We start from the raw sequence: 23,722 nt of genomic DNA on the forward strand, positions 1-23,722 counted from the left end.
ATATGGAAGAAAATAATCAAGAAAAGAAAAAAATAAATTCAAAATTTATCATCGTTTTAGGAGCATTAATCATCCTTGGAGGTGGATATGGAATTTATAAATATATGCACGGACAAGCGCACGAAATCACTGATGATGCACAAGTTGAAGCTAAAATAACACCTGTTATTCCTAAAGTCTCAGGATATATTCAGAAGATTTTAGTAGAAGATAACCAAATGGTTCACAAAGGTGATACATTAGTTGTTTTAGACGGATCTGAATTTGCCTTGAAATTACAACAATCTAATGATGCTTTATTACAAGCAGAAGGTCAATTAGGTGTTGCTCACGCAGGCGTTTCTCAAGCTGGTGCAGCAATCGGAGTAACAGAAGCTGGTGCAGTTGCAGCAAATACTACAATCGAAACAGCTCAAGCAAGTGTTAATACAGCTCAAGCAAATGTAGAAGCAGCAAAAGTACAAGTTTGGAGAACGAAAAATGATTTTGATCGTTACAATAAATTATACCAAAATCAATCAATCACAAAACAACAATACGAGCAAGCTTTAGCAGCAAAAGAGACGGCAGAAAAACAATTGCGAATTGTACAAGAACAATTAGGTGTTTCTCGTGCTCAATTAGCTTCTACAGCAAAACAAGCACAAGCTACAGCAAAACAAGTAAACACTTCTAAAGCACAAGCTGATGCTTCTAAAGCACAAATTAAAGTAGCTGAAGCAGCAATTGGTCAAAGCAGAACAAACATCGAAAATGCAAAATTATATTTATCTTATACGTATGTAATTGCGGCTGAAGATGGTCAAGTCTCTAAAATTAACTTACAACCAGGACAATTGGTACAAGCTGGTCAATCGTTATTCAATATTGTAAAAGCAAATAATCTTTGGGTTGTAGCAAATTACAAAGAAACACAATTAGAAAAAATTAGAGAAGGACAAGAAGCAATCATCAAAGTTGATGCATATCCAAACCACGAATTCAAAGCAAAAGTAACGTCTTTATCTCCTGCAACAGGTGCTAAGTTTGCGTTATTACCTCCAGATAATGCGTCTGGTAACTTCGTAAAAACAGTTCAACGTGTTCCTATTAAAATCGAATTTATCGATAAAAATGACGAAATGTTGAAATTGATTCGTCCAGGTATGAACGTGGAAGCTGATATTCTTTTAAAATCGAATACTTCTGCAAAATAATCATCGATATTCAGAAAAATTATGGAAGAAAATAATTTAGTTGAATATGGTGCAAGACGTGTAATCATCACCATTACCGCCATCATGTGTGCATTGTTAGAGATTGTTGATACAACAATTGTTAACGTTGCAATGAACGACATGAAAGGTAGTTTAGGTGTCTCTTTAACTGATATTGCGTGGGTGGTTACCGCTTACGCAATTGCCAACGTAATTGTAGTACCGATGACCAGCTGGTTGTCACAACAATTTGGACGACGCAATTATTTTGCGGCTTCGATTATCATTTTTACAGTTGCTTCGTTTCTTTGTGGAAATGCAACAACATTGTGGGAAATTATCTTGTTCCGATTTATTCAAGGACTTGGTGGTGGAGCACTATTGGTAACTTCGCAAACTATTATTACCGAAAGTTATCCACCAAACAAACGTGGTTTAGCACAAGCAATCTACGGAATGGGTGTTATCGTTGGTCCTACTCTTGGTCCACCTTTGGGAGGTTATATTATTGATAATTGGTCTTGGCCATATATATTTTACATCAATATTCCTATCGGGATTATTGCAGTATTATTAACGATGTCATTTGTTCGTAGCCCAAAATATGCTGAAAAATCAAAACTAAGTCAAGTCGATTTCTTAGGAATTATTTTGTTAGCTATTGCGGTTGGATCGTTACAATATGTATTAGAACACGGACAACAAGACGATTGGTTTGAAAACACAACGATTGTAACTTTAAGTTTAGCAAGTTTCTTTGGATTCATTTTATTTGTTTGGAGAGAATTAGTTTTCAAACATCCAATTGTAAATTTACGTGTACTAAAAGATAGCAACTTGGCAGTTGGTACTATTTTATCCTTCATCTTAGGATTTGGATTATATGGATCGACATTCGTTATTCCAATTTATACACAATCAATCTTAGGATGGACAGCAACTGATGCAGGTTTATTATTAATTCCTTCATCGTTGATGACTGCTTTCATGATGCCAATCATTGCAACAATGTTACAAAAAGGTGTACCACCAAAATATATGGTTGCAGGAGGATTCTTTATCTTTTTCTGTTACAGTTTTTGGTCATACAAAATCTTAACACCAGACACAGGTTCAGAGCATTTCTTCTGGCCATTAATTGTACGTGGAGTTGGATTAGGATTATTATTTGTACCCGTTACCACACTTTCACTTTCGAGCTTGAAAGGGCAACAAATTGGTGAAGGAGCTGCCTTTACAGGTATGATGCGTCAGTTAGGAGGATCTTTTGGTATTGCAATTATTACAACATTTATTTCTCGTTGGACAGTTGGACACCGAACAAATTTAGTTTCGCATCTTGATACATCCGATTTTGATGTACAAAAACATATTCAGAATTTACAAATGAGCTTCGTGAGCAAAGGTTTTGCCCCAAATGAAGCATTAAATAAAGCCTACAACCTACTCGATTTACAAGTTACCAAACAAGCAACTGTATTAACGTACATGGACGTTTTCTTGTATTTGGGTGTAGTTTTCCTAATCTGTATTCCGTTTATTTTGTTCTTTATCAAAAAAGGAGCAGGTAAAGTAATCAGTGCAGGACATTAATCAGAATAATTATTTTTAGTATTTCAGGTTTTTTATAAATGTAAAATCCATCTCAGTTCTTGAGATGGATTTTTTTGTTGAATTATTTACTTCAATTTATCAGAATTAGATTACTTTAGAAACTTAATACTATTTATGAAAAACTCTATATTAACATCTATTACAGCCTATTTCCTCTTTTCTTTTTCGGCCAATGCTCAAAAAGTTTTTACTTCTGATGTCAATAACTTTTGGAAAGCATATGATAAAATTGTACAAACAAATGACACTGTATTGCAGTATAAATATTTGAATGACGACTATTTATCAAAAGGAACAGAAGGTTTAAAATTAATACGAGAAGCAAGAAATTACACTGATAAAGATTACATCAATGCAATTAATTCTTATCCCAAGTTCTGGAATTCAGTTCGAAAAAATACCCTAAAATCTAAAAAGCTTTCAAAAAAATTAAACAGTGGAATTGAAAAACTTCAATTGATTTATCCTGAATTAAAACCTGCTAATATTTACTTTACGATTGGTGCTTTACGTACAAATGGAACCATAAAAAATGGAAATGTTTTGATAGGAAGTGAATTCGCTATGGCGGATAAAAATACTGTTACAGACGAGTTTGCTGAAGATGTACGCAGTGCAAGACGTTTATTTTTTGATAGCGAACCGATTAAGCATTTGGTGTTAATGAATGTACACGAATTTGTGCATACACAACAAAAATTACCTTTAAACAATCTTCTTTCGAATGTTATTTACGAAGGGATTGCAGAGTTTGTTTCTGTAAAAGCCATGAATGTACCATCGGTAGCTCCTGCTATTGAATATGGCAAACAAAATAACGAAAAGATAAGAGCGCGATTTGAACAAGAAATGTTTACTCTTAATAACTTATATAAATGGCTTTGGGGAGATTCCCCAAATGAATTTGGCGTAAGAGATTTAGGCTATTATATCGGTTATCAGATGGCTGAAAATTATTACAATCAGGCTGAAAATAAACAAAATGCAATCAAAGAATTAATCGAATTGGATTATGTAAACGAAGCGATTATTGAAGATTATGTAACTAAATCAAATTATTTTTCTAAATCATTAGAAGAACTTCAAAAAGATTATGAAAATTCGCGACCTACAGTAATTGGAATAAAACAGTTTAATAATTACAGTAAAAATGTTGATCCCAAAACAAAAGAAATTACCATCCTTTTTTCTGAACCTTTAAATGGTTTTAATACTGGTACTGATTATGGTGAATTGGGAGAAGCGGCATTTCCTAAAAATACGATTAAAAAAAGTCAATGGTCTGCCGATAATAAAAGTTGGACAATTGAAGTGGAATTAAAACCGAATAGAAAATATCAGCTTATAATTACAAGTAACTTTAGAAATACAACTAATTACCCTCTAAAAAACTATCTGATAGAATTTGAAACTTCTAATTAGGTTTGAATAAGTAAAATCCTTGTCAAGATTTGAAGCCTTGACAAGGATATAAATATCTTAATTTGGATTCTCTCCTTTATTTGTAAGCAACGTACTGTTTCTTGAAGCTTTTACAATCTCGTTCAAATCATGGTACAAATTAGACCAATCAGGTAAATCTTTCATTGCCGTTATAAAATTGAGATATGACCTCAACACTTTTTCTAATTCTTTTCGAGTAGATGTTGCACTCGATAATTGACGAAGATCTGCATTAGCTTCGGCTTGTTCTGCAAAAATAACTTCAAATGCTTGATGCTTTGTTTTCAAATCGTCAAAAGCTGTTGCAAGCGCTAAATTTGTAAGACGTTGTGTATTCTCAGGCTTTTCTAATTCTTCGATAAGCTTCTTCAATTGAGCTGTTTCAGCAGAATAGCTCATCAAATCAAGACTTAACCCAAAAGTTCTGAACACACCGTACAAAACTTCCGCATCCTGATAATTTGCAATAGAAGTTAATTTGCGGTAACCATTCAGGAAAGCCTTCATGTTACTAAATGCAACATCTCGCTCTTTATCTGCCTCGGCAACATGTTTCCCTTTCCCGCTATAGGTCTGCTTTGTATAAACAGTATCGTATCTGTTATAAGAAGTTTCCAAAGCCAAAAGTAAAGGATGATTTTCTATAATTTTATAATTCCCTGTTTTAGAAGAATTGATTAATCGTTGCGCCAATGTCGCCAGATTTTTTGTAGATAATTTTGATAAATTCACTTTCATAATAGGTAGATTAAGTATTTATAATTCGCTTAATTTTAATGATTTATAAATATAATCAATAAATCTTATAATTATTAATGAGAAAACATTACAAACAGATTTATTTGTAATAAAATCTTCTTAGCAAACATTACAAACACACCTATTTATAATTAAATCTTCTTGGCAATCATTACAAACACACCTATTTGTAATTAAATCTTCTTGGCAATCATTACAAACACACCTATTTGTAATTAAATCTTCTTGGCAATCATTACAAACACATCTGTTTGTAATTAAATCTTCTTGGCAAACATTAAAAACAGACTTGTTTTTAATAAAATGAAAATCCTACTAAGCTGAAATATTTTTTTATTAAAACAATTCGTTTATTAATAATTATATTTACAAGAAATTAGTAATATACAAGCTTTCCAAACATAACACTGAATGAACTCAACAGAAAATCTATTTTTTGAAATAAAAAGTCAATGAAATTTTATAAGAATTTCGACAAAAAATACAATAAACTATAACTCAGAAATTGATTATGATAATAATTGGATTAATTGTTATATTGAGGTTAAAGGAGGAGCATTTCAAGGTAAATATTCAGCTGAAATTCTAACAATAACTTTTGAAGATTTTAAACAAAAGCTCGCAATTTTATATAATAAATTAGATGGAAAAGTAATATTTTCTGATTTAGAAGAATATTGTAAAATTGATATTTCAGGAGATGGTTCTGGTAAATTAAGAGCAAGTATTGAGTGTAATGATAAATCGGGTATATATTCTGCAAATCTAACTTTTGATATTGATTTTGATCAAACTTTTCTTAAAGATATAATTAACCAACTCAATCAAATTACCAAAGCATTTCCAATAATTGGTGATTTTAATATATCTAATAAATACGATGTATTATAATAAAAAAATAAGACTAAACAGTATTCTAATATGAAAATATTCAATTTTCTTTTCTTTATTTTAATTATTTTAACTTTAAACTCTTGCTTTTTAGCAATTACAGGAGCTCCACATTCTCACATATATAAAGAAATTTCTAACAAAAATGATTTAAAATTAAATGTATTTTGTACATACTTAATCAAACAGATTAAAATAGGAAATGTGAATCCAAATGATTCAATTTATATTCAATCATCGAGCTTAAAAAAATTAAATGAAAGAAAATTATTAAATCATGATGATTTATCCGATTCAATGAGATTTTACAATTTGAGAATTGGAGATATTAAATTCCATAATAAAAAAAGAAAAGATACTATCAATATTATAAGAATAACTAGTAATGGAGATAAAACGGTTTACAAATTCCTTTTAGACTCAAGCGACAAAGAAAATTAAAAAAATTCAACTATAGCTAATATCTCATTACCAACATATATAAACTCAACTAAATAAAAACACCTTGTCAAGGTTTAGAACCTTGACAAGGATTATTGTTTTTTATCCATTAACTGCTCTAAAAAAAGCTTCTAACTTCTTTTCGTCTAATTTTCCATCAGTTCGTACACCGCTACAAATATCCACACCAAAAGGTTGAACAGCGTCAATCGCTTCACGAACATTATCAGAATTAAGACCTCCAGCCAAAAACAGTGGAATGTTAATTTCTTCTCTAATTTTTTTGCTAATCGCCCAATTATGCGTACGTCCCGTTCCGCCCAATTCTTTTACTTGCAAATTAGGATTGCCGCTATCCAACAAAATAGCATCTACAAACTGAGATTTCTCTACCGCTTCTGTTACCGAATTTTCATCAATCACATGAATTACTTGTACCAATTTTACCCAAGGTAATTCTTTTCTCAAAATTTGATATTCTTCGTTTTTCAGTTCATCAACCAACTGAATTGTATTCGTATAAACTTTTTTATAATGTTGAATAATCGCTTCGGCAGTTGTTTCACTTGTTAATAAAAACGAAGCCAATGTTGGTGGAATAGTTTTAGTAATATCTTTGATTAAATCATCACCAATAACACCAGGTCCGCTTGGCATATTACCTACTAAACCTAATCCATTCGCTCCATATTTTATTGCTTGTTGTGCTTCTTCTTTGCTACTAATACAACAAATTTTAACTCTTGTTTTCATCATATTATTGATTTTACTTTTAAATATACCTATTATTCATTTTAATTAAAAATTCGTCAATTCGAGTGATTTTTAGAAACAGAGTGAATAAAAATTGTATCGAGAATAGAATTTTATCATTAAAAAACTATTCTCGATACAAAATTCTTACAGAATTCCACTCGAACAGACGTTTTTTTTGATAAAATTATCAAAATGAACAACGAGTTAAATATAAAAAAACACCTCAATTTCTTGAAGTGTTTTGTATGATCTAAGATTTAGAATTGATTTTAGAAATCGTCTTCTGCTCCTTTTAATTTTTCTGCATTTTCTGCCATTTTCAATGCATCAATCATTTCTTGAATATCTCCATTCATAAAGTTATCCAAATTATAAATTGATTTATTGATACGGTGATCTGTTACACGACCTTGTGGATAGTTGTATGTACGAATTTTAGCCGAACGGTCACCAGTCGAAACTAATGATTTACGTTGAGCAGAACGTTCTGAATGTTTTTTCTCGAACTCGATTTCATACAATTTCGTACGTAATAATTGTAACGCTTTTTCACGGTTCTTGTGTTGAGAACGCGCTTCTTGACAAACAATTACAATTCCAGAAGGTTTGTGCGTTAATTGAACTTTCGTTTCAACTTTATTTACATTTTGTCCTCCCGCACCAGACGAACGAGCTGTTTGATACTCCAAATCTGCTGGATTAATCACTACATCAACCTCCTCTGCTTCTGGTAAAACCGCAACCGTAATCGCCGATGTATGCACACGTCCTTGCGATTCTGTTTCAGGAACACGTTGTACACGGTGAACACCCGATTCGTATTTCATTGTTCCGTACACTGCATTTCCTTCTACTTGCATCACCAACTCTTTGTATCCTTTTCCAGATGCTTCAGAAGTATTTAATACTTCGTGTTTCCATCCTTTTTCTTTGAAATACATTGAATACATGCGGTAAATATCTTCTACGAAAATCGCTGCTTCATCTCCTCCTGTTCCAGAACGTAACTCGACAATGATGTTTTTCTCATCTTCTGGATCTTTTGGAATCAACATCATTTTGATTTCTTCCTCTAAAGGTGGAATCGCATTGATTGCTTCGTCTTTTTCTATTTTAGCTAACTCAACCATTTCTGCATCAGAACCATCTTGAATAATTTCGTCTGCTTCCTCAATTACATTGATTAAGTTTTCGTATTGTTTTTGCATTTCAACAAAGTCTTTCAAATCAGAATATTCTTTGTTTAATTTCGCATAACGAGTTTGATCTGTTACGATATCTGGTTGGATGATTAAATCTGCCACCTCATCGAAACGTTGTTTGATTGCTCTTAATTTATCTAATAGACCTAAATCTGCCATATACTTTTATTGGATTGCAAAGATACAATAACTCAAGGGATTCAGAAAATTTGAATAAAAAAAACCGATGAGAAATCATCGGTTTTGTGATTTATTAGTTGTTATATAATTATTTTTTAATAATCTTTTTCACAACTTTAGTTGCTCCATCGTTAATTTTTAAAACATATACTCCTTTTGGTAAAGAAGAAATGTTGTAAGAATCTGCATAATCAAATGATTGTACTTTTTTACCAACCATATCATATAATTCAATTGTAACGTTCGCTTTATTTAGAGTTGTACCTAAATCAATTTTAAAAGAATCTTCAACTGGATTAGGATAAACGTTAGTAACTTGTTTTGTATTAATGTCAGAAGTAGCTAATGTTTTCAATTTTCCTTCAACAGAGACATTATCAATATTAATACGATACATATCTGTTACATTAAAATGTCTGAATGTGATGTAAATTTTTTGTCCTACAAATTCTGTTAAATCAACTGATCGTTGAGCTTCTTTTCCTGGTAAATCTTTTTCAGTAAATACTTGTTTAAAAGCTGCTTCATTTGATGTATCATTAGTTGTAGAAATATAAACTGCATAGTTTTCTTTATTATATTTCGGATCAGAAGCAAATACACCATATTTCAGAGTTGCCTGACCATCTACATTTGTTAAATCTATTTGAGGAGAAGTAATCCAGTTATCAGGTGTTAATGGACCTACATTATTAATAAATGATGCAGAAGTAATCAAAGGGCTTCCTACTGGAATACCATTTTCATCAGTTGATTGTACGGCAGACCATTTATAACCATCTCCATCTTTATCATATAATTTCCAATCACTGATATCTTTGTCATCAAAATTATCTGACCAAATAACGTCTCCTGTTGGTTGTGGATCAGTAGAATCATTTACTTTGATATCGTCTATTAATAACATAAACATATCCGTAGAATTATTAACAAAAGCAATTCTTATTTGTTTACCTATGTATTCTTTTAAATCAATTGTTCTTTTTGTCCAATCACCATTCTCCGATGAGATACTTAATAATTCTGTTTTAAAATCTTCTATAGTATTTCCTCCTGTAGAAATCATTACTTTATAGCCATCTGAAAACTCTGGATCTTGAGCTTTGGCATTCCATTCAATAACTGGTGCTTTAGTATCTTTAAGATCTATTACTGGAGAAATTAACCAATCGTCTGATGTTCCTGCCGGATTATACCATGAAGTACTCATTGCTGAATAATTACCTGCTGGACCTCCATAGTTTCCATTTGCCCCAAGTCTATCAATAGAATTCCAGCCATTCTTTATAAAACTCATTGCTGAAGCTGGTGTATTCTTATCATTATCTATAACAGTCCAAGCACTTATACCTGGTCCATTTCCATCAAAATCTTCTTGAAAAATTTGTGCTGATAATGTCGAAATTGAAGACAACGTTAATAAAGAAAATAAAATTTTTTTCATAATATATAATTTAGTGTTAATAAATAATTAGTGTTTGTTGAAATTAATTTAATTAAAAATAAACAACACTATTTTAGTGCAAAAAAATATCATTTATTAAACATATTTATTGTTTAATAAAAAATAAAGTTATTTTTTTACGAAAAAACATCAAAAAAACACATTTATTAACAATAATTAAAAAAAAATCATTCTATCAATAAAAAAAACTTAAACAAGAGTTTGTTTAAGTTTTTATTTTTTATATAATTATCCAGAGTTATTTTATTTCCTCCTCAGCCAACATTGCTTTGTACTTTTTTCCTTCAATAAATTTCTTCTCAGCCCAAATTGTTCCTCCAGGAATAATCGCTGCTACAAAAAATATCCAAAAAATTGCCATACTCCAATTGTATTTTTCTTTTAAAAGATATAAAAGAATAACATACAAGATAAATAACCCTCCGTGAACTCGGCCTGAATGAGTTACCCAAGTTGGATCGTCCCATATATATTTCATAGGCATAGCTATGAAAAATAAAATAATCGCCGAAAGCGCTTCTAAATAACCAATAACTTTAAAAAATTTCAACATTCCGCTTAAATTTGAAGCCAAAAATAATTTTTAATTTTCATATGAATGCTAATAGATATCAGTAAAACAAATACTTAACATCTATTTTATACGTTATTACAAACAACCATGCGATTTCTAGGTTACATATTTATATTTTTTATCCAAACTATTTTACTTTTTGGACAAGAAAAATCTTATCATTTTTTTCGTTATAATAATGATACAAAATCGTATACAAAAGATTTTGAAAATAAAAATTTAGATTCTTCTTTAGATTCTTTACAGAAAATAGGTTATTATACGTTAACTGTTGATTCTATAAAAAATGAGAATGTTTATTTGAACAAAGGAAAACTATATCAAACTATTTGGATAAAGAATAATGAGCTTTTCGAGAATAAAAAGAATTATTTCCCTACTAATAATCTAGATTCTATTCTAACTAAACTCTCAACCGAAAATATTAATAAAGGTTATCCTTTTGCTCAGATAAAACTAATTACAAATGGTTTTGAAAAAGATGAGCAAAAAATAGAATTAGTTTTAGAAAGAGGAAATCAACGAACGGTAGATGGAGTAAAATTAATAGGTTATGAAAAACTCTCTAAAGGGTATTTGAGACATGGTTTGAATATCAAAAAAGGAGAAGTTTACAATGAACAGAAACTTGCAACAATTTCCGATTTAATACGGCAAACCAATTATATAGCAGAAGTGCAGCAACCTAAAACATTGTTTAAACCAGATTCTACTATTTTATATATATATCCAAAAAAAGTTGGTTCAAATTATTTTGATGGAGTTTTAGGATTTGGAACTGATGATAACGGAGATTTTAAATTGAATGGAAATGTACAACTTTCATTAAATAATATTTTTAATAGTTTAGAAGAAATACGATTAAATTGGATTGGAACTGCAAACAAAAACACATCGTTGAATATTGGTGTTAAAGTGCCTTATTTGTTCAAATCTGCAATTGGTTCGGAAACGAATTTCAAGCTTTTCAAGCAAGATTCTATTTTTGTTAATTTAGATTTTTCTGAACGATTATTTTATCAACTCAATCTTAATTCGAATATAGGAGTAAGCGGAATTATACAATCTTCAAACTTTTTATTGGAAGATGATTCCTATCTAAAATCGAGTTATGACGATTATTCGAAAATTGGTTTTGGTTTGAGTTATCATTATTTCCTAAAACATCCTTTTCGTTTGATGGAAGGAAAATCGATGTTGAATGTTATGGTAAATTCTATTCGTAAAAAAGAAAAGAATTTTTCTTGGACAGAAGATTTGGAAAATAAAACCGTCAATCAAGTTGAAGTTGGTCTAAAAACGTTTCGTTTATTCGAATTAACAAAAAAACACTACCTAAAAGCTAGTGCAGAGTTTAGAGGTTTACTCACAAAAGATGATGATTTTTCCGAAAATGAACTATACCGAATTGGAGGATTTGGAAGTTTTAGAGGTTTCAACGAAGAAAGTATCACTGCGAATATGTATGGTTTCGTAAATGTAGATTATCGTTTTGTACCAAGTGAAGCATTTTATATTGGTTTATTTACTGATTATGGTTTTATTGATAACAAACGAACTAATATGAATACGTCATTATTAAGTTTTGGAACAGGAATTTCTTTTTTAACCAAAATGGGAATTTTCAATTTGAGTTATGCTGTAGGAAAAACAGACAATTCTTCCTTTGATTTTAAAGAATCTAAAATTCACTTTGGGATATTAAGTCAGTTTTAAAAAATTAACCTTGTCAAGGTTAGTTTTATTTAGCTCTAAATATACATTTTACAAAAATATATAGTACCTAATTTTATTTTAGATTAATAATTACAGAAAATTCTGAATTAACATTTATATTACCAACTGTAGCTGGTTTCCATTCATTTTGCTTTATTAAATTAAATGCTAAATTCTTAATTGATTCGTTATAATTCTCTTTATTCGTTTTTATATCAAAGTAAGTAATATAATAGTCTTTTATGCTTGCTTTTCCATATTTATCTACATAAATGTCAATTCTAATTTCAGCAGTTCCATTCTCTTTATTTGTAATAATATATTTTTTGTCATATTGATTATACAATTCATCAAATTTCTCTTGTAATCCGGTATGATGCTCTTCATCATAATATTTATCTCCAGGAAATAAAGCAGGTTTGTTCCATATACCATTTATACTGCCTTTAGAAAATATTAAATCTGGATTTTTTCGTATCCAGATGCTATCTGAAATGAAATGTATAGAATCTATAAATTTACTTCCGAATCTTTCTTCAAAAACCAAATTCATAAGTTCACAATTACAATTTTGACGTTTATTTTTATAAACGATATCGGAATAATGAGCTTCTTTGATTTCAATTTTTTGAGATTTTAGTATACTATCAAATTCTTTAACGTGCCTTTCTTCTGTAAAATTGGTTAGCATACCATAACTTTTACAATAAATACCTGTTCCTTTTTTTATATCGTTTTCTACTTCTTTTATACTATTTAAACAATCAGTATCATTTTTATGAATACCATTCTTAAATTTTTGTATTGTTTTATTGTTCTCACAAGACATTAATAGAATTATAAAAAAAAGAAAAATTATTTGTTTCATTTTAGAGCTAATTTCCCACTAATATAATTATTTATCTGTAAGGCTACATTAATCCAAAACATGTCCGTTTGTAATAAATGTTAAGTTACGTTTATCTCAATCACATCTGTTTCTAATGTTCGTCAAAAAGATTTGATTACAAACAAGGTTCTTTTACGTTACCCGAGGACTAAGTTTATTATAAACAAGTATGTTTGTAATGTTCGTCAAGAAAATTTAATTACAAACAGGTATGTTTTACCTTACCCGAAGACTCGGTTGATCACAAACAAGTATGTTTTAGCTTACCAAATGTATTGTGTGAATGAATACTAAGAAGTTCTATTAAAAAAACTTTAAATTTTTATAGGTTTATTGTTAACTTTTTTATGAAATTAGCTACTAATAAAAAATACTCACACAAAAGAATTTAAAAATGCGTAAAATTTTTTATCCAATTTTAGCTTCAGCTTTATTTTTAGCTTCAGCTCAATTGGTATCTGCACAAGACAATTTAGTTAATTCATTAAACAAAAACGTTAGTGAAAATAGTAAAGAAGCATTCAAATTTACAGATGTTATAAATTTGGCTAAAACTCCAGTAGAAAACCAAGGTTCTTCAGGAACTTGTTGGTCATATTCTGGAAATTCTTTCTTCGAATCAGAAATGTTAAGAATGGGAAAACAACCTATTCAATTGTCTCCAATTTTCAATGCAAGAAACACATATGTTGAAAAAGGTAAACAATATGTTCGTATGCATGGAGCAACAACTTTAGGTGACGGAGGTGGTTTTTTTGATGTTTTAAATACAATCAAAAAATACGGGGCTGTTCCTGTTGAAGCTTATACAGGTCTAAATTATGGAACTAAAATTAACCAATTTGGTGAAATGGCTGCAATTCAAGAAGGAGTTTTGAAAGCTGTTGTTTCTAATCCAAATGGAAAATTAACACCTAACTGGGAGAAAGCTTATACAGCTGTTTTAGATAGCTATTTAGGAGAATATCCAAAAGAGTTCACGTACAACGGAAAAAAATATACACCACGTACATTTGCTGATCAAGTGGTAGGAATTAATCCAAACGATTATGTTGCGATTACATCTTTCAAAGATCATAACTATTACAAACCATTTGTATTAGCAATTCCTGATAATTGGGCGTACGAATCTTTTTATAATGTCCCAATGACAGAAATGACAGATAACATTGACTATGCTTTGAAAAACGGATTTACAGTTGCTTGGGCAACGGACGTTTCTGAAAAAGGATTTAGCTGGAAAAATGGTGTAGCGTATGTACCAGAAGTTGATTTTGCAGATATGAATGCTCAACAAAAAGCTGATATGTTCAAAGGTCCAAAACCAGAAAAAGTAATTACAGAGGATATGCGTCAAGCTGCTTTTGATGATTACCAAACAACTGATGATCACGGAATGCACATTGTTGGTATTGCGAAAGATCAAAACGGAAAAGATTACTACATCGTGAAAAACTCTTGGGGTTTAACTAACGATTACGAAGGATATCTTTATGTAACAAAAGCTTTTGTTCAGTACAAAACAACAAATATTTTAGTTCACAAAAACGGTGTTCAAAAACAAACGTTGAAAAAATTAGGAATCTAATTATTATCTTCTTAAACAAAAAAACCGATGATATTATCATCGGTTTTTTTAATCATTTGAAATATTATCTCGTAAATAACAATTCTCTGTATTTTGTTAAAACCCAGTATTCGTTATCGACCATTAATTCTAACTTATCTGCGTGATAACGAATTTCATCATAATATGGTTTTACTTTATCACAATAAGCATGTGCTTTTTCTTCTAAAGATTCAACCACATTTGCTTCTTTACGTGCATCCATCATCAAGTGCAATTTTGCATTTAATTCATTTACATGCATCGAAATTTTCTTCAAAATGATTAATTGTTCACCTGCATATTCTTCATAACCATCTCCAAAAATATCTTTGAATCCTTTAATGTTTTTGATCAATATGTTTTGATATTTAAAAGCTGTCGGAATAATATGATTTCTCACAATATCACCTAAAACACGACCTTCAATCTGAATTTTCTTGATATAATCTTCTAATTCGATTTCGTAACGCGCTTCAACTTCTGTGTTGTTCATCACATTAAGCTCAGAAAATAAATCCAACGATTTTTGAGAAACTTTTGCTTTTAAAGCAGATGGTGTTGTCTTGTGATTTGACAATCCTCTACGAGCCGCTTCTTCTTCCCATTCTTTGCTGTATCCGTCACCTTCGAATAATATATTCTTCGTTTCTTTTATATATTCACGTAAAACATTGAAAATTGCTTCGTCTTTTTTCAAACCTGTTTCAACCAAAGCATCAACTTCTTTTTTGAAATCAATCAATTGTTTTGCTACAATTGCGTTCAAGGTTGTCATTGCATTTGCACAGTTTGCAGTCGATCCTACAGCGCGGAACTCGAATTTATTTCCTGTAAAAGCAAAAGGAGAAGTTCTGTTTCTGTCTGTATTGTCTAATAAAACATCTGGAATTTTTCCAACAACGTTTAATTTTAAATCAGTTTTTTCTTCTGGAGATAATTTCCCTGTCGAAACACCTTCTAACTCTTCCAATACTTTTGTCAATTGTTGACCAATAAAAATCGAAATAATTGCCGGAGGAGCTTCATTTGCACCTAAACGATGGTCATTAGAAGCAGAAGCGATAGAAGCACGTAACAATTCCTCGTAAATTGAAACTGCTTTGATGGTATTAATAAAGAACGTTAAAAACTGTAAATTGCTGTTTGGCGTTTTTCCTGGTGCTAATAAATTTACTCCAGTATCTGTTGCTAACGACCAGTTATTGTGCTTTCCAGATCCATTAACTCCTTTGAAAGGTTTTTCGTGGAATAATACTTTAAAATGATGACGCTCACCCACTTTTTGCATCACATCCATTAACAATGAATTGTGGTCAACTGCTAAATTCGTTTCTTCGAAAATTGGCGCTAACTCAAATTGATTTGGAGCAACTTCGTTGTGACGAGTTTTTACTGGAATTCCCAACAACATACATTCATTCTCCAAATCGCGCATATAATTTAAAACACGCGTAGGAATCGAACCAAAATAATGATCTTCTAATTGTTGACCTTTTGCTGAAACATGTCCTAACAATGTTCTACCTGTTTGTAAAATATCTGGACGAGAAGCCGCTAAAGCATCATCAATTAAGAAATATTCTTGTTCCCAACCTAAAGTCGGGGTTACTTTCTTCACATTTTTATCGAAGAACTTCGCCACTTCTGTAGCTGCTTCATCAATTGATAAAAGCGCTCGCAATAAAGGTGTTTTATTATCTAAAGCTTCTCCTGTGTACGAAACAAATACTGTCGGAATACATAATGTTGTTCCGAAAATAAATGCTGGAGAAGTTGGATCCCAAGCTGTATATCCACGCGCTTCGAATGTATTACGGATTCCTCCATTTGGAAAAGAAGATGCATCTGGTTCTTGTTGAACTAATAATGATCCACTAAATTTTTCTACAGGATCCGCTCCATCAAATGAAGTTTCGAAAAAAGCATCATGTTTTTCCGCTGTTGTCCCTGTTAATGGCTGAAACCAGTGCGTATAGTGTGTTACTCCTTTGCTCATCGCCCATTCTTTCATTCCTAAAGCAACAAAATCTGCCATTTTACGGTCGATTTTAGTACCATAATCCATTGCAGAACGAACAGCTTTATATGCTTCTGAAGTTAAATGTTGACGCATTGCTTTGTCATTGAAAACATTGCTTCCAAAAATTTCTGATTTTTTCCCTAATTCAGGTACAGCTACCGGTTTGCGATTGCTTGCGGCTTTTAATGCTTCAAAACGAAATGATGTCATAAGAAAATTACTTTGTGTTGTTTTATGATGCAAAAATAAATAAAAATTAAACACAAAATAAAAACACCCCTAATTTTTTAGGGGTTGAATTAAAATTTAATTACAAATAAATTCAATACCCCTTTGTTTTAGCCTGAATTTTTAAAACATTAGTATAAAATTAATTTTTATTTAACATTCGAATAAACTTCCTTAAACGAAAAAAGCAGTTTCAATTGCTTGAAACTGCTTTTAGACACTCATAATATAAAAAGTTTTTGGTCTATCTGAAACGGTCTACTGATTTTACAAGATCATCATCCTTCTTAATCAAACGATTGGCAATTGACAGAAGCACAATCGAAGCTAAAGGAACTAATGCCCAAATACCTTTCTCAGAATTTCCTTCTCCAGGTAATGTTAATAGACAATATACAAAAGAACCAATTAATAAAACATTCAAAATAATGTTTAACCATCCTAAGCTAATTTGTAACTTACGTTTTTTGAAAAACATAATGGTTAAAAATGAAATTAAAGCTGATGAGAAAAAGGCTAACGAAAAAATGTAATCTCCTTTCTCCGGATTTTGTAACCAATTTAATGGAATATCAAACAGCTTATCAAAATTCATGGCGAATATACTCGAAATTATTCCACTTAAGAATAAATATATACTTTGCTTTCTTTGAATCATTTCTTAAATTTCGAATACAAATGTAAAAAAACTTTTTGAGTTTTTATAATTATTCGTACTATTGCATTAATAAATCTCAAATTTATACGCTTTATAACAATTCTATTGTTATGATTCCCAATTACTTTATTGAATAAAAAAATATAAACACATTAATACCTTCATTATAGGATTATGTTTGATATCGAAGAATTAAAATCATTCAAATTACCAGATTTACAACAAGTTGCAGAGCAACTGAAAATCGATGGGTATAAGAAATTAAAAAAAGGCGAATTGTTAGACGCTGTTTTAGGTTTTATCAACAGTCAACCAAAGGTTGAGGAAAAAGTTGAAGCTAAAGCAGATACAAAACCTGCCAAAAAAGATAAAGCTGAAAATCTACCTACAGAAGAAAAGAAACCGAAACGCAAACGAGTTCAAAATTCAGAAGGAGAAGTTCAACAAAAAGAGGCTGTTGCAGAAGAAGTAAAAACTGAAAAAGTTGAAAATACTTCTACCGAAACAGAAAGAAAAGAAGAAAATAATCCTCGCGTTAATAAATTTCAGGAACGTGCAAACAAAAGCCAAGATCTGAAAAAGAATAACCAAAATAATCAGAATCAGAAGAAAAATAATCAATCTGATAATCGTAATCAAAACGATCAATCTCAACAAAATAATCACCACAACAATCAAAAAAATAAATATCGTGCTGCGAATTATGAATTTGATGGAATTATACAAACAGAAGGTGTATTAGAGATTTTACCAGATAATAATTATGGTTTTTTACGTTCATCAGATTTTAATTATTTATCATCACCTGATGATGTGTATGTTTCTCAATCTCAAATTAGATTATTTGGATTAAAAACGGGTGATACAATCACAGGAGAAGTACGCCCTCCGAAAGAAGGTGAAAAATATTTTCCTTTAATCAAAATCAAAGAAATCAACGGTCGTACGCCAGATTATGTACGTGATCGTATCGCTTTTGAGCATTTAACTCCACTTTTCCCTAACGAGAAATTCAATTTAAGTAATTCTAAATCTTTATCAAATCGCGTGATTGACTTATTTACACCAATAGGTAAAGGTCAACGTGGGATGATTGTGGCACCACCAAAAACGGGTAAAACAACATTATTGAAAGATATTGCGAATGGAATTGCACAAAATCATCCAGAAGTTTATTTGATTGTTTTATTAATTGATGAGCGTCCGGAAGAGGTAACAGATATGAAACGTTCAGTAAACGGAGAAGTTATTGCGTCTACGTTTGATGAGGAAGCAAATCGCCATGTAAAAGTTGCGAATATCGTTTTAGAGAAAGCAAAACGTATGGTAGAATGTGGACATGATGTGGTGATTCTTTTAGATTCGATTACGCGTTTGGCACGTGCTTACAACACTGTTTCTCCAGCTTCTGGTAAAGTGTTGTCGGGTGGTGTTGATGCAAATGCGTTACACAAACCAAAACGTTTCTTTGGAGCGGCTCGTAACATCGAAAATGGAGGTTCTTTAACAATTATTGCAACTGCATTGATTGATACAGGTTCTAAAATGGATGAAGTTATTTTCGAGGAATTTAAAGGAACAGGTAACATGGAATTACAATTGGATCGTAAGATTTCGAATAAACGTATTTTCCCTGCGATTGATTTGGTAAGTTCTTCTACACGTAAAGATGATTTGTTATTAGACGATAAAACACAACAATTGATGTGGGTTCTTCGCAACCATTTATCGGATATGAATCCTGTAGAAGCAATGGAATTCTTACACGACCGTATCAAACATACGCGCTCTAACGAAGAGTTTTTAATCTCTATGAATAAGTAATTTATTACAACTTATAATTTCAAAAACCACCTAAATAACTTTAGGTGGTTTTTTGTTACATTTTATGAAAAATATAAACAATAAAAAAGCCCAAGAAAATAAATTCTTGAGCTTTGTTGTACCTCAGGCGGGACTTGAACCCGCACGTCCTAATGGACACAGGATTTTAAGTCCTGCGTGTCTACCAATTCCACCACCAAGGCATCCACTTCTAAGAAAGAAGTTGAGCGGGAAACGAGACTCGAACTCGCAACATTCAGCTTGGAAGGCTGACGCTCTACCAATTGAGCTATTCCCGCGTGTAAATTGCAAAATCAAATTAAAAAAGTACCTCAGGCGGGACTTGAACCCGCACGTCCTAATGGACACAGGATTTTAAGTCCTGCGTGTCTACCAATTCCACCACCAAGGCAAAATTTGATTTTGAATCTTATATTTCAAAGAGCGGGAAACGAGACTCGAACTCGCAACATTCAGCTTGGAAGGCTGACGCTCTACCAATTGAGCTATTCCCGCATTGCGAGTGCAAATATAAGATCATTAAGATTACTTTTGCAAGTATTTTTTAAATTAATTTCATAACTTTTTCTAATAATTTAATTTTGAAACATTTGACTTGTTGATTTTTTTTGAGAAATTAGATAAAAATATAATTTAAATGACATTTGATGAATTATCGATATTAATTGAACGAAATAATTTCAAGTCAAAAGTTGATTTTACAATTGCAATTAAACTTTTTGATGCAGAAAATGATTGGCTCGAAGAATCAATTACAATAAATGATTTTATAAATAAAGTTGAAATGGAAATTGGTGACGATATTTTTTATCAAAATTTAGTTTCTAAATTAGATTCATATAATTTTATAAATAACGCTTGGAAAGCAGAAAGCTTAATGTCAATAAAAGATATTTTAGAGCTTGATATAACAAGAAATTTAAAATCAATTATTAATGAATTTATTGAAAATAATAAAATCGAATTATGAAAATTCCCACAATTCATGGAATTATAGAGCGCAGAATGTTAATCAATTTTTGTATAGAACCGCAATATATTGAGACGATTTTACCTCAACCTTTTCGTCTAAAATTGTACAAAGGAAAAGCAATAGCTGGAATTTGTTTGATTCGATTAAAAGATATAAAACCAAAAGGCTTGCCTGATTTTATAGGAGTGAATTCTGAAAATGCAGCGCATCGAATTGCAGTTGAATGGGAAGAGAATGGCGTGACAAAAGAAGGTGTATATATTCCGAGAAGAGATACTTCGCTAAAATTGAATGCACTTGTTGGTGGTCGAATTTTTCGTGGTAAACATTATTTTGCGAAGTTTAATGTTATAGAAGAAAACGATGATTATCATTTAGATTTCACGAGTTCTGATGATACGCAAATTGAAATTGATGCGAAAAAATCTGTTGAATTTAATTCTAATTCGATTTTCGAAACGTTGAATGAAGTTTCAAAATTCTTTGAGAATGGTTCTGTCGGTTATTCTCCAAATGGAAATAATTTTGAAGGTTTAAAACTTGAAACCTACAATTGGGAAGTGAAACCTTTGGAAGTTTTACATGTAAAATCAAGTTTTTTTGAAGATGAAACAATCTTTCCAAAAGGTTCTGTTCAGTTTGATAACGCAATTCTGATGACCAATATCGAGCATGAATGGAAGTCGTTAGAAAAGATAAAATGTCTGTAATCTACTCTTTCCTTAAAATAAAATCTTCTTCATTCATTTTTCCTAAATTAAACTGAAATATTTCACCATAATTTACAGGTATTTTGAATGCATTTTTGATTGGGATTTGTAGTACATAACACCACATTAAACGAATGATTCCTCCATGCGTAACGATTAATACTTTTTCATGTTGAACATTTCGTAATTCGTCCATAAAATGAAAAAGTCGTTCTGACATTTCTTGCATCGATTCGCCATTTGGCGTTTTAGTTTCGACAAAATCGGCGTACCAAGGTTCTATTTCTTCCGAAGGAATTTCGTTCCACGATTTCATTTCCCAATCCCCAAAATTGAATTCTTTTAATCGATCATCAAAAATAATTTCATTCGAGAAAGTTTCTGCCAATCGTTTACAACGACTTAATGGACTTGAAAAAATTATCTCAAAGTCGTTTTCAATTTTAGTATGAATTTGTACGACTTCTTGATGAAAAGCATCAGCTAATTCCACATCAGTTTGCCCGCAACAAACCGATGAAGGAACATTAACTTTTGTATGTCGAATTACAGAAACTTGCATAGAATTAAAACGCCAAGATAAAACAAAACTTCGGTAACTTGTTGCACTGTTCCCAAGCAATCCCCCGTATATCCGCCAATATATTTTTTGAAATACCAACCCAAATAAACTTTCCCTATGTAACAAAGTGGTAAAATCAACAAGAATTTCCATTCACCAAAAACAATAAAAGGCACAAGACAGAAAAGAAAACTAATGACAAGGTTTTTTATCGGAAGCGCTTTGTTTGCCATCGGTTTCGATTTACTTTTGTCGATATCTGTCACATATTCGTGCGTATGAATCATCATTCCAGAAAAAAAACGACTAACCGAATGTGCTGAAATTAAAGTAAAAATCATCAACCAAAAATTATTTTCTGCAATGTGTTGAAGAGATGAGAATTTCAATAACAACAATAAGATAACGCCAATGACACCGTAAGCTCCAATTCTGCTATCTTTCATAATTGTCAAGATTTTTTCTTTGCCATAACCGCCTCCAAAACTATCGCAAACATCGGTAAAACCATCTTCGTGAAAGGCTCCAGTCAATAAAACGCTTGCAATCATTGTGATAATAATGACAATATCAACAGGTAAAATAAATTGGCAAATCGTATAAATCAATGCATTGAAAGCGCCAACTAATAATCCAATTGCTGCGTAATATTTTTGTGATTGATTCATGATTTCGTTGCTATATGGAATTTTAAACGGAATTGGAATTCGTGTAAAAAACATCAATGCGGTTAAAAAATAAGTGATTTCTTTTTTTAGCATTCTACTTCAGTTTCTTTGTTACTTACGCCTGCAGATTCGAAACTTGCCATGTCATTGTAAAAATTTACCGCACTTTTGATAATTGGATAAGCTAACGCACAACCCGTTCCTTCGCCGACGCGCAAATTGATGTTTAGAATTGGTTCTTCATTGAAATAATTCAATAAATATTGATGTCCAGATTCATCACTTTGATGACAGAAAGTAGCATTATTTAGAATTTCTGGTTTTAATTTAGACGCAACCAAAATCGCAGCCGAAGCAATATACCCATCAATCATCAACAACATATTATGTTCGTAAGCAGATAACATTGCAGCCGTCATTTGCGCAACTTCGAAACCACCAAAAGTGGCTAAAATTTGTTTTGGATCAGTAATTTTTCCATGCATATTCTTCGTTTCATTTAAAATATTGATTTTATTCTGCAATTGCTCATCATTCAATCCAGTTCCACGGCCTACACATTGCTCAAGTGGTAAATCAGTTAAATAATGTACAAGCATCGATGCAGAAGAAGTGTTCCCAATTCCCATTTCGCCAAAACCAATAATATTTGTTCCGTTTTGAGCGATTTCGTCCACAATTGTCTTCGAATAATCAAAACATTGTTCAAGTTGATCTAAGGTCATTGCAGGTTCGTACAAGAAATTTTTGGTTGATTTAGCTACTTTACAATTTTTCAAAACCGAATAATCCTCGAATTCATAATTTACACCAGCGTCTACAATGGTTAAATCAATTTCATTTTGATTACAAAAAACATTAATTGCAGCTCCATTATTCAAAAAATTGAAAACCATTTGAGGTGTAACTTCCGCAGGATACGCGCTAACACCAGATTGTGAAATTCCGTGATCGCTTGCGAAAACAATTAAATGAGGTTTTATTAATTCTAAATGATTTTTTTGTTGAACCAAACCAATTTTAAGCGCGATTTTTTCTAATAAACCCAAAGCTCCTAGCGGTTTTGTTTTAAGATCAATAATGTGTTGAATTTCTTCTTTTTGCATTTTGTACTAAACTATATTTTAATAAAAAATGCTTCCGAAATCAAGTACAATCAATTCAACAAATAATAAAATACATGTAGTTTTGATTGAGCTTCAATCGCGAAAGCATCATCTAAAAAGTGGTCTGGCTTATAGTTTTTACTACTTACAGTTGCGCGACAGCTCAAGATTTACACTCGATTCCCTTTTATGCAACTAAGATAATGAAATAATCATA

General features: G+C 31.2%; 21 protein-coding genes, 4 tRNA genes and 1 riboswitch. Of the genes, 10 read left to right on the top strand and 15 right to left on the bottom strand.

The genetic code is table 11. The features are described from left to right. Positions 1-2 precede the first annotated feature (2 nt). The 3 genes from E4J94_RS00810 (at position 3) to E4J94_RS00820 (ending at position 4,232) form a co-directional block, all read left to right on the top strand. The gene (locus E4J94_RS00810; RefSeq protein ID WP_135834008.1) at positions 3-1,196 is read left to right on the top strand and encodes an HlyD family secretion protein; all 1,194 of its coding nucleotides are present in this window, start codon (positions 3-5) and stop codon (positions 1,194-1,196) included. Positions 1,197-1,217: 21 nt separating this feature from the next. Continuing rightward, positions 1,218-2,789, top strand: a complete 1,572-nt coding sequence (locus E4J94_RS00815) for a DHA2 family efflux MFS transporter permease subunit (protein WP_135834009.1) — start codon at positions 1,218-1,220, stop codon at positions 2,787-2,789. 135 nt (positions 2,790-2,924) lie between these two features. Beyond that, positions 2,925-4,232: a hypothetical protein gene (locus E4J94_RS00820; RefSeq protein ID WP_135834010.1), complete on the top strand. Its 1,308-nt coding sequence runs from the start codon at positions 2,925-2,927 to the stop codon at positions 4,230-4,232. A 57-nt stretch (positions 4,233-4,289) separates the two neighbouring features. On the opposite strand, the gene E4J94_RS00825 is transcribed toward E4J94_RS00820, so the two are convergent. Continuing rightward, positions 4,290-4,991, bottom strand: a complete 702-nt coding sequence (locus E4J94_RS00825) for a DUF6261 family protein (protein WP_135834011.1) — start codon at positions 4,989-4,991, stop codon at positions 4,290-4,292. A gap of 525 nt (positions 4,992-5,516) precedes the next feature. On the opposite strand from E4J94_RS00825, the gene E4J94_RS17990 reads away from it, so the two are divergent. Continuing rightward, positions 5,517-5,903, top strand: coding sequence for a WapI family immunity protein (locus E4J94_RS17990; protein ID WP_449389983.1), 387 nt, complete (start codon positions 5,517-5,519; stop codon positions 5,901-5,903). Between the two features lie 30 nt (positions 5,904-5,933). Then, positions 5,934-6,344 (top strand): hypothetical protein, encoded by a 411-nt coding sequence (locus E4J94_RS00830; RefSeq protein ID WP_135834012.1) that lies wholly within the window; start codon positions 5,934-5,936, stop codon positions 6,342-6,344. Positions 6,345-6,446: 102 nt separating this feature from the next. Here the strand turns inward: E4J94_RS00830 and E4J94_RS00835 are convergent, their stop codons facing one another. The 4 genes from E4J94_RS00835 to E4J94_RS00850 form a co-directional block, all read right to left on the bottom strand. After that, a complete protein-coding gene (locus E4J94_RS00835) occupies positions 6,447-7,097 on the bottom strand; it encodes a phosphoribosylanthranilate isomerase (RefSeq protein WP_135834013.1) in 651 nt (216 codons plus the stop codon). A 272-nt stretch (positions 7,098-7,369) separates the two neighbouring features. Continuing rightward, positions 7,370-8,461: a peptide chain release factor 1 gene (gene prfA, locus E4J94_RS00840; protein WP_135834014.1), complete on the bottom strand. Its 1,092-nt coding sequence runs from the start codon at positions 8,459-8,461 to the stop codon at positions 7,370-7,372. A 109-nt stretch (positions 8,462-8,570) separates the two neighbouring features. Beyond that, complete coding sequence (locus tag E4J94_RS00845; protein ID WP_135834015.1) at positions 8,571-9,926, bottom strand: T9SS-dependent choice-of-anchor J family protein; 1,356 nt, start codon at positions 9,924-9,926, stop codon at positions 8,571-8,573. A 259-nt stretch (positions 9,927-10,185) separates the two neighbouring features. Next, entirely contained in the window at positions 10,186-10,500 is a 315-nt protein-coding gene (locus E4J94_RS00850) for a DUF3817 domain-containing protein (protein ID WP_135834016.1), read from the bottom strand. Positions 10,501-10,608: 108 nt separating this feature from the next. On the opposite strand from E4J94_RS00850, the gene E4J94_RS00855 reads away from it, so the two are divergent. Beyond that, positions 10,609-12,237 (top strand): ShlB/FhaC/HecB family hemolysin secretion/activation protein, encoded by a 1,629-nt coding sequence (locus tag E4J94_RS00855; protein WP_135834017.1) that lies wholly within the window; start codon positions 10,609-10,611, stop codon positions 12,235-12,237. 73 nt (positions 12,238-12,310) lie between these two features. On the opposite strand, the gene E4J94_RS00860 is transcribed toward E4J94_RS00855, so the two are convergent. Then, the gene (locus E4J94_RS00860; protein ID WP_135834018.1) at positions 12,311-13,105 is read right to left on the bottom strand and encodes a hypothetical protein; all 795 of its coding nucleotides are present in this window, start codon (positions 13,103-13,105) and stop codon (positions 12,311-12,313) included. Positions 13,106-13,520: 415 nt separating this feature from the next. Between E4J94_RS00860 and E4J94_RS00865 the strand changes: the two genes are divergently transcribed. Continuing rightward, a complete protein-coding gene (locus E4J94_RS00865) occupies positions 13,521-14,714 on the top strand; it encodes a C1 family peptidase (protein WP_135834019.1) in 1,194 nt (397 codons plus the stop codon). Between the two features lie 64 nt (positions 14,715-14,778). Here E4J94_RS00865 and E4J94_RS00870 read toward each other — a convergent pair whose 3' ends face one another. Then, positions 14,779-16,965, bottom strand: a complete 2,187-nt coding sequence (locus E4J94_RS00870) for a glutamine synthetase III family protein (protein WP_135834020.1) — start codon at positions 16,963-16,965, stop codon at positions 14,779-14,781. A gap of 262 nt (positions 16,966-17,227) precedes the next feature. Then, entirely contained in the window at positions 17,228-17,641 is a 414-nt protein-coding gene (locus tag E4J94_RS00875; protein ID WP_038332961.1) for a DUF4293 domain-containing protein, read from the bottom strand. Between the two features lie 174 nt (positions 17,642-17,815). Here E4J94_RS00875 and rho point away from each other — a divergent pair, with 174 nt between their 5' ends. Continuing rightward, positions 17,816-19,465, top strand: coding sequence for a transcription termination factor Rho (gene rho, locus E4J94_RS00880; RefSeq protein ID WP_135834021.1), 1,650 nt, complete (start codon positions 17,816-17,818; stop codon positions 19,463-19,465). A 119-nt stretch (positions 19,466-19,584) separates the two neighbouring features. Here the strand turns inward: rho and E4J94_RS00885 are convergent. From E4J94_RS00885 to E4J94_RS00900, 4 genes are all read right to left on the bottom strand, one after another. Further along, a tRNA-Leu gene (locus tag E4J94_RS00885) sits at positions 19,585-19,668 on the bottom strand. Positions 19,669-19,691: 23 nt separating this feature from the next. Continuing rightward, a tRNA-Gly gene (locus E4J94_RS00890) sits at positions 19,692-19,764 on the bottom strand. Positions 19,765-19,793: 29 nt separating this feature from the next. Beyond that, positions 19,794-19,877 (bottom strand) — tRNA-Leu (locus E4J94_RS00895). Positions 19,878-19,908: 31 nt separating this feature from the next. After that, a tRNA-Gly gene (locus E4J94_RS00900) sits at positions 19,909-19,981 on the bottom strand. Positions 19,982-20,123: 142 nt separating this feature from the next. Here E4J94_RS00900 and E4J94_RS00905 point away from each other — a divergent pair. Together E4J94_RS00905 and E4J94_RS00910 are read left to right on the top strand one after the other, a co-directional pair. Beyond that, positions 20,124-20,456 carry a hypothetical protein gene (locus E4J94_RS00905; protein WP_135834022.1) on the top strand — a complete coding sequence of 111 codons (333 nt, stop codon included), beginning with the start codon at positions 20,124-20,126 and terminating at the stop codon, positions 20,454-20,456. Continuing rightward, entirely contained in the window at positions 20,453-21,169 is a 717-nt protein-coding gene (locus tag E4J94_RS00910) for a DUF2071 domain-containing protein (protein ID WP_135834023.1), read from the top strand. Before E4J94_RS00905 ends, E4J94_RS00910 begins: the two co-directional genes overlap by 4 nt. Before the next feature lies 1 nt (position 21,170). Here E4J94_RS00910 and cobC read toward each other — a convergent pair whose 3' ends face one another. Genes cobC through cobT form a run of 3 tightly spaced genes read right to left on the bottom strand, consistent with a single transcriptional unit; the run spans position 21,171 to position 23,505 of the window. Beyond that, the gene (gene cobC / locus E4J94_RS00915) at positions 21,171-21,731 is read right to left on the bottom strand and encodes an alpha-ribazole phosphatase (RefSeq protein ID WP_135834024.1); all 561 of its coding nucleotides are present in this window, start codon (positions 21,729-21,731) and stop codon (positions 21,171-21,173) included. Next, positions 21,716-22,492 carry an adenosylcobinamide-GDP ribazoletransferase gene (locus tag E4J94_RS00920; RefSeq protein WP_135834025.1) on the bottom strand — a complete coding sequence of 259 codons (777 nt, stop codon included), beginning with the start codon at positions 22,490-22,492 and terminating at the stop codon, positions 21,716-21,718. Before E4J94_RS00920 ends, cobC begins: the two co-directional genes overlap by 16 nt. Beyond that, positions 22,486-23,505, bottom strand: a complete 1,020-nt coding sequence (cobT, locus tag E4J94_RS00925) for a nicotinate-nucleotide--dimethylbenzimidazole phosphoribosyltransferase (protein ID WP_135834026.1) — start codon at positions 23,503-23,505, stop codon at positions 22,486-22,488. The genes E4J94_RS00920 and cobT overlap by 7 nt, the downstream gene beginning before the upstream one ends. A gap of 109 nt (positions 23,506-23,614) precedes the next feature. After that, a riboswitch (adenosylcobalamin-variant (AdoCbl-variant) riboswitch) is annotated at positions 23,615-23,708 on the bottom strand. Positions 23,709-23,722 lie beyond the last annotated feature (14 nt).

Origin of the sequence: Empedobacter tilapiae (assembly GCF_004785645.1) — a bacterium.
GTDB lineage: Bacteria > Bacteroidota > Bacteroidia > Flavobacteriales > Weeksellaceae > Empedobacter > Empedobacter tilapiae.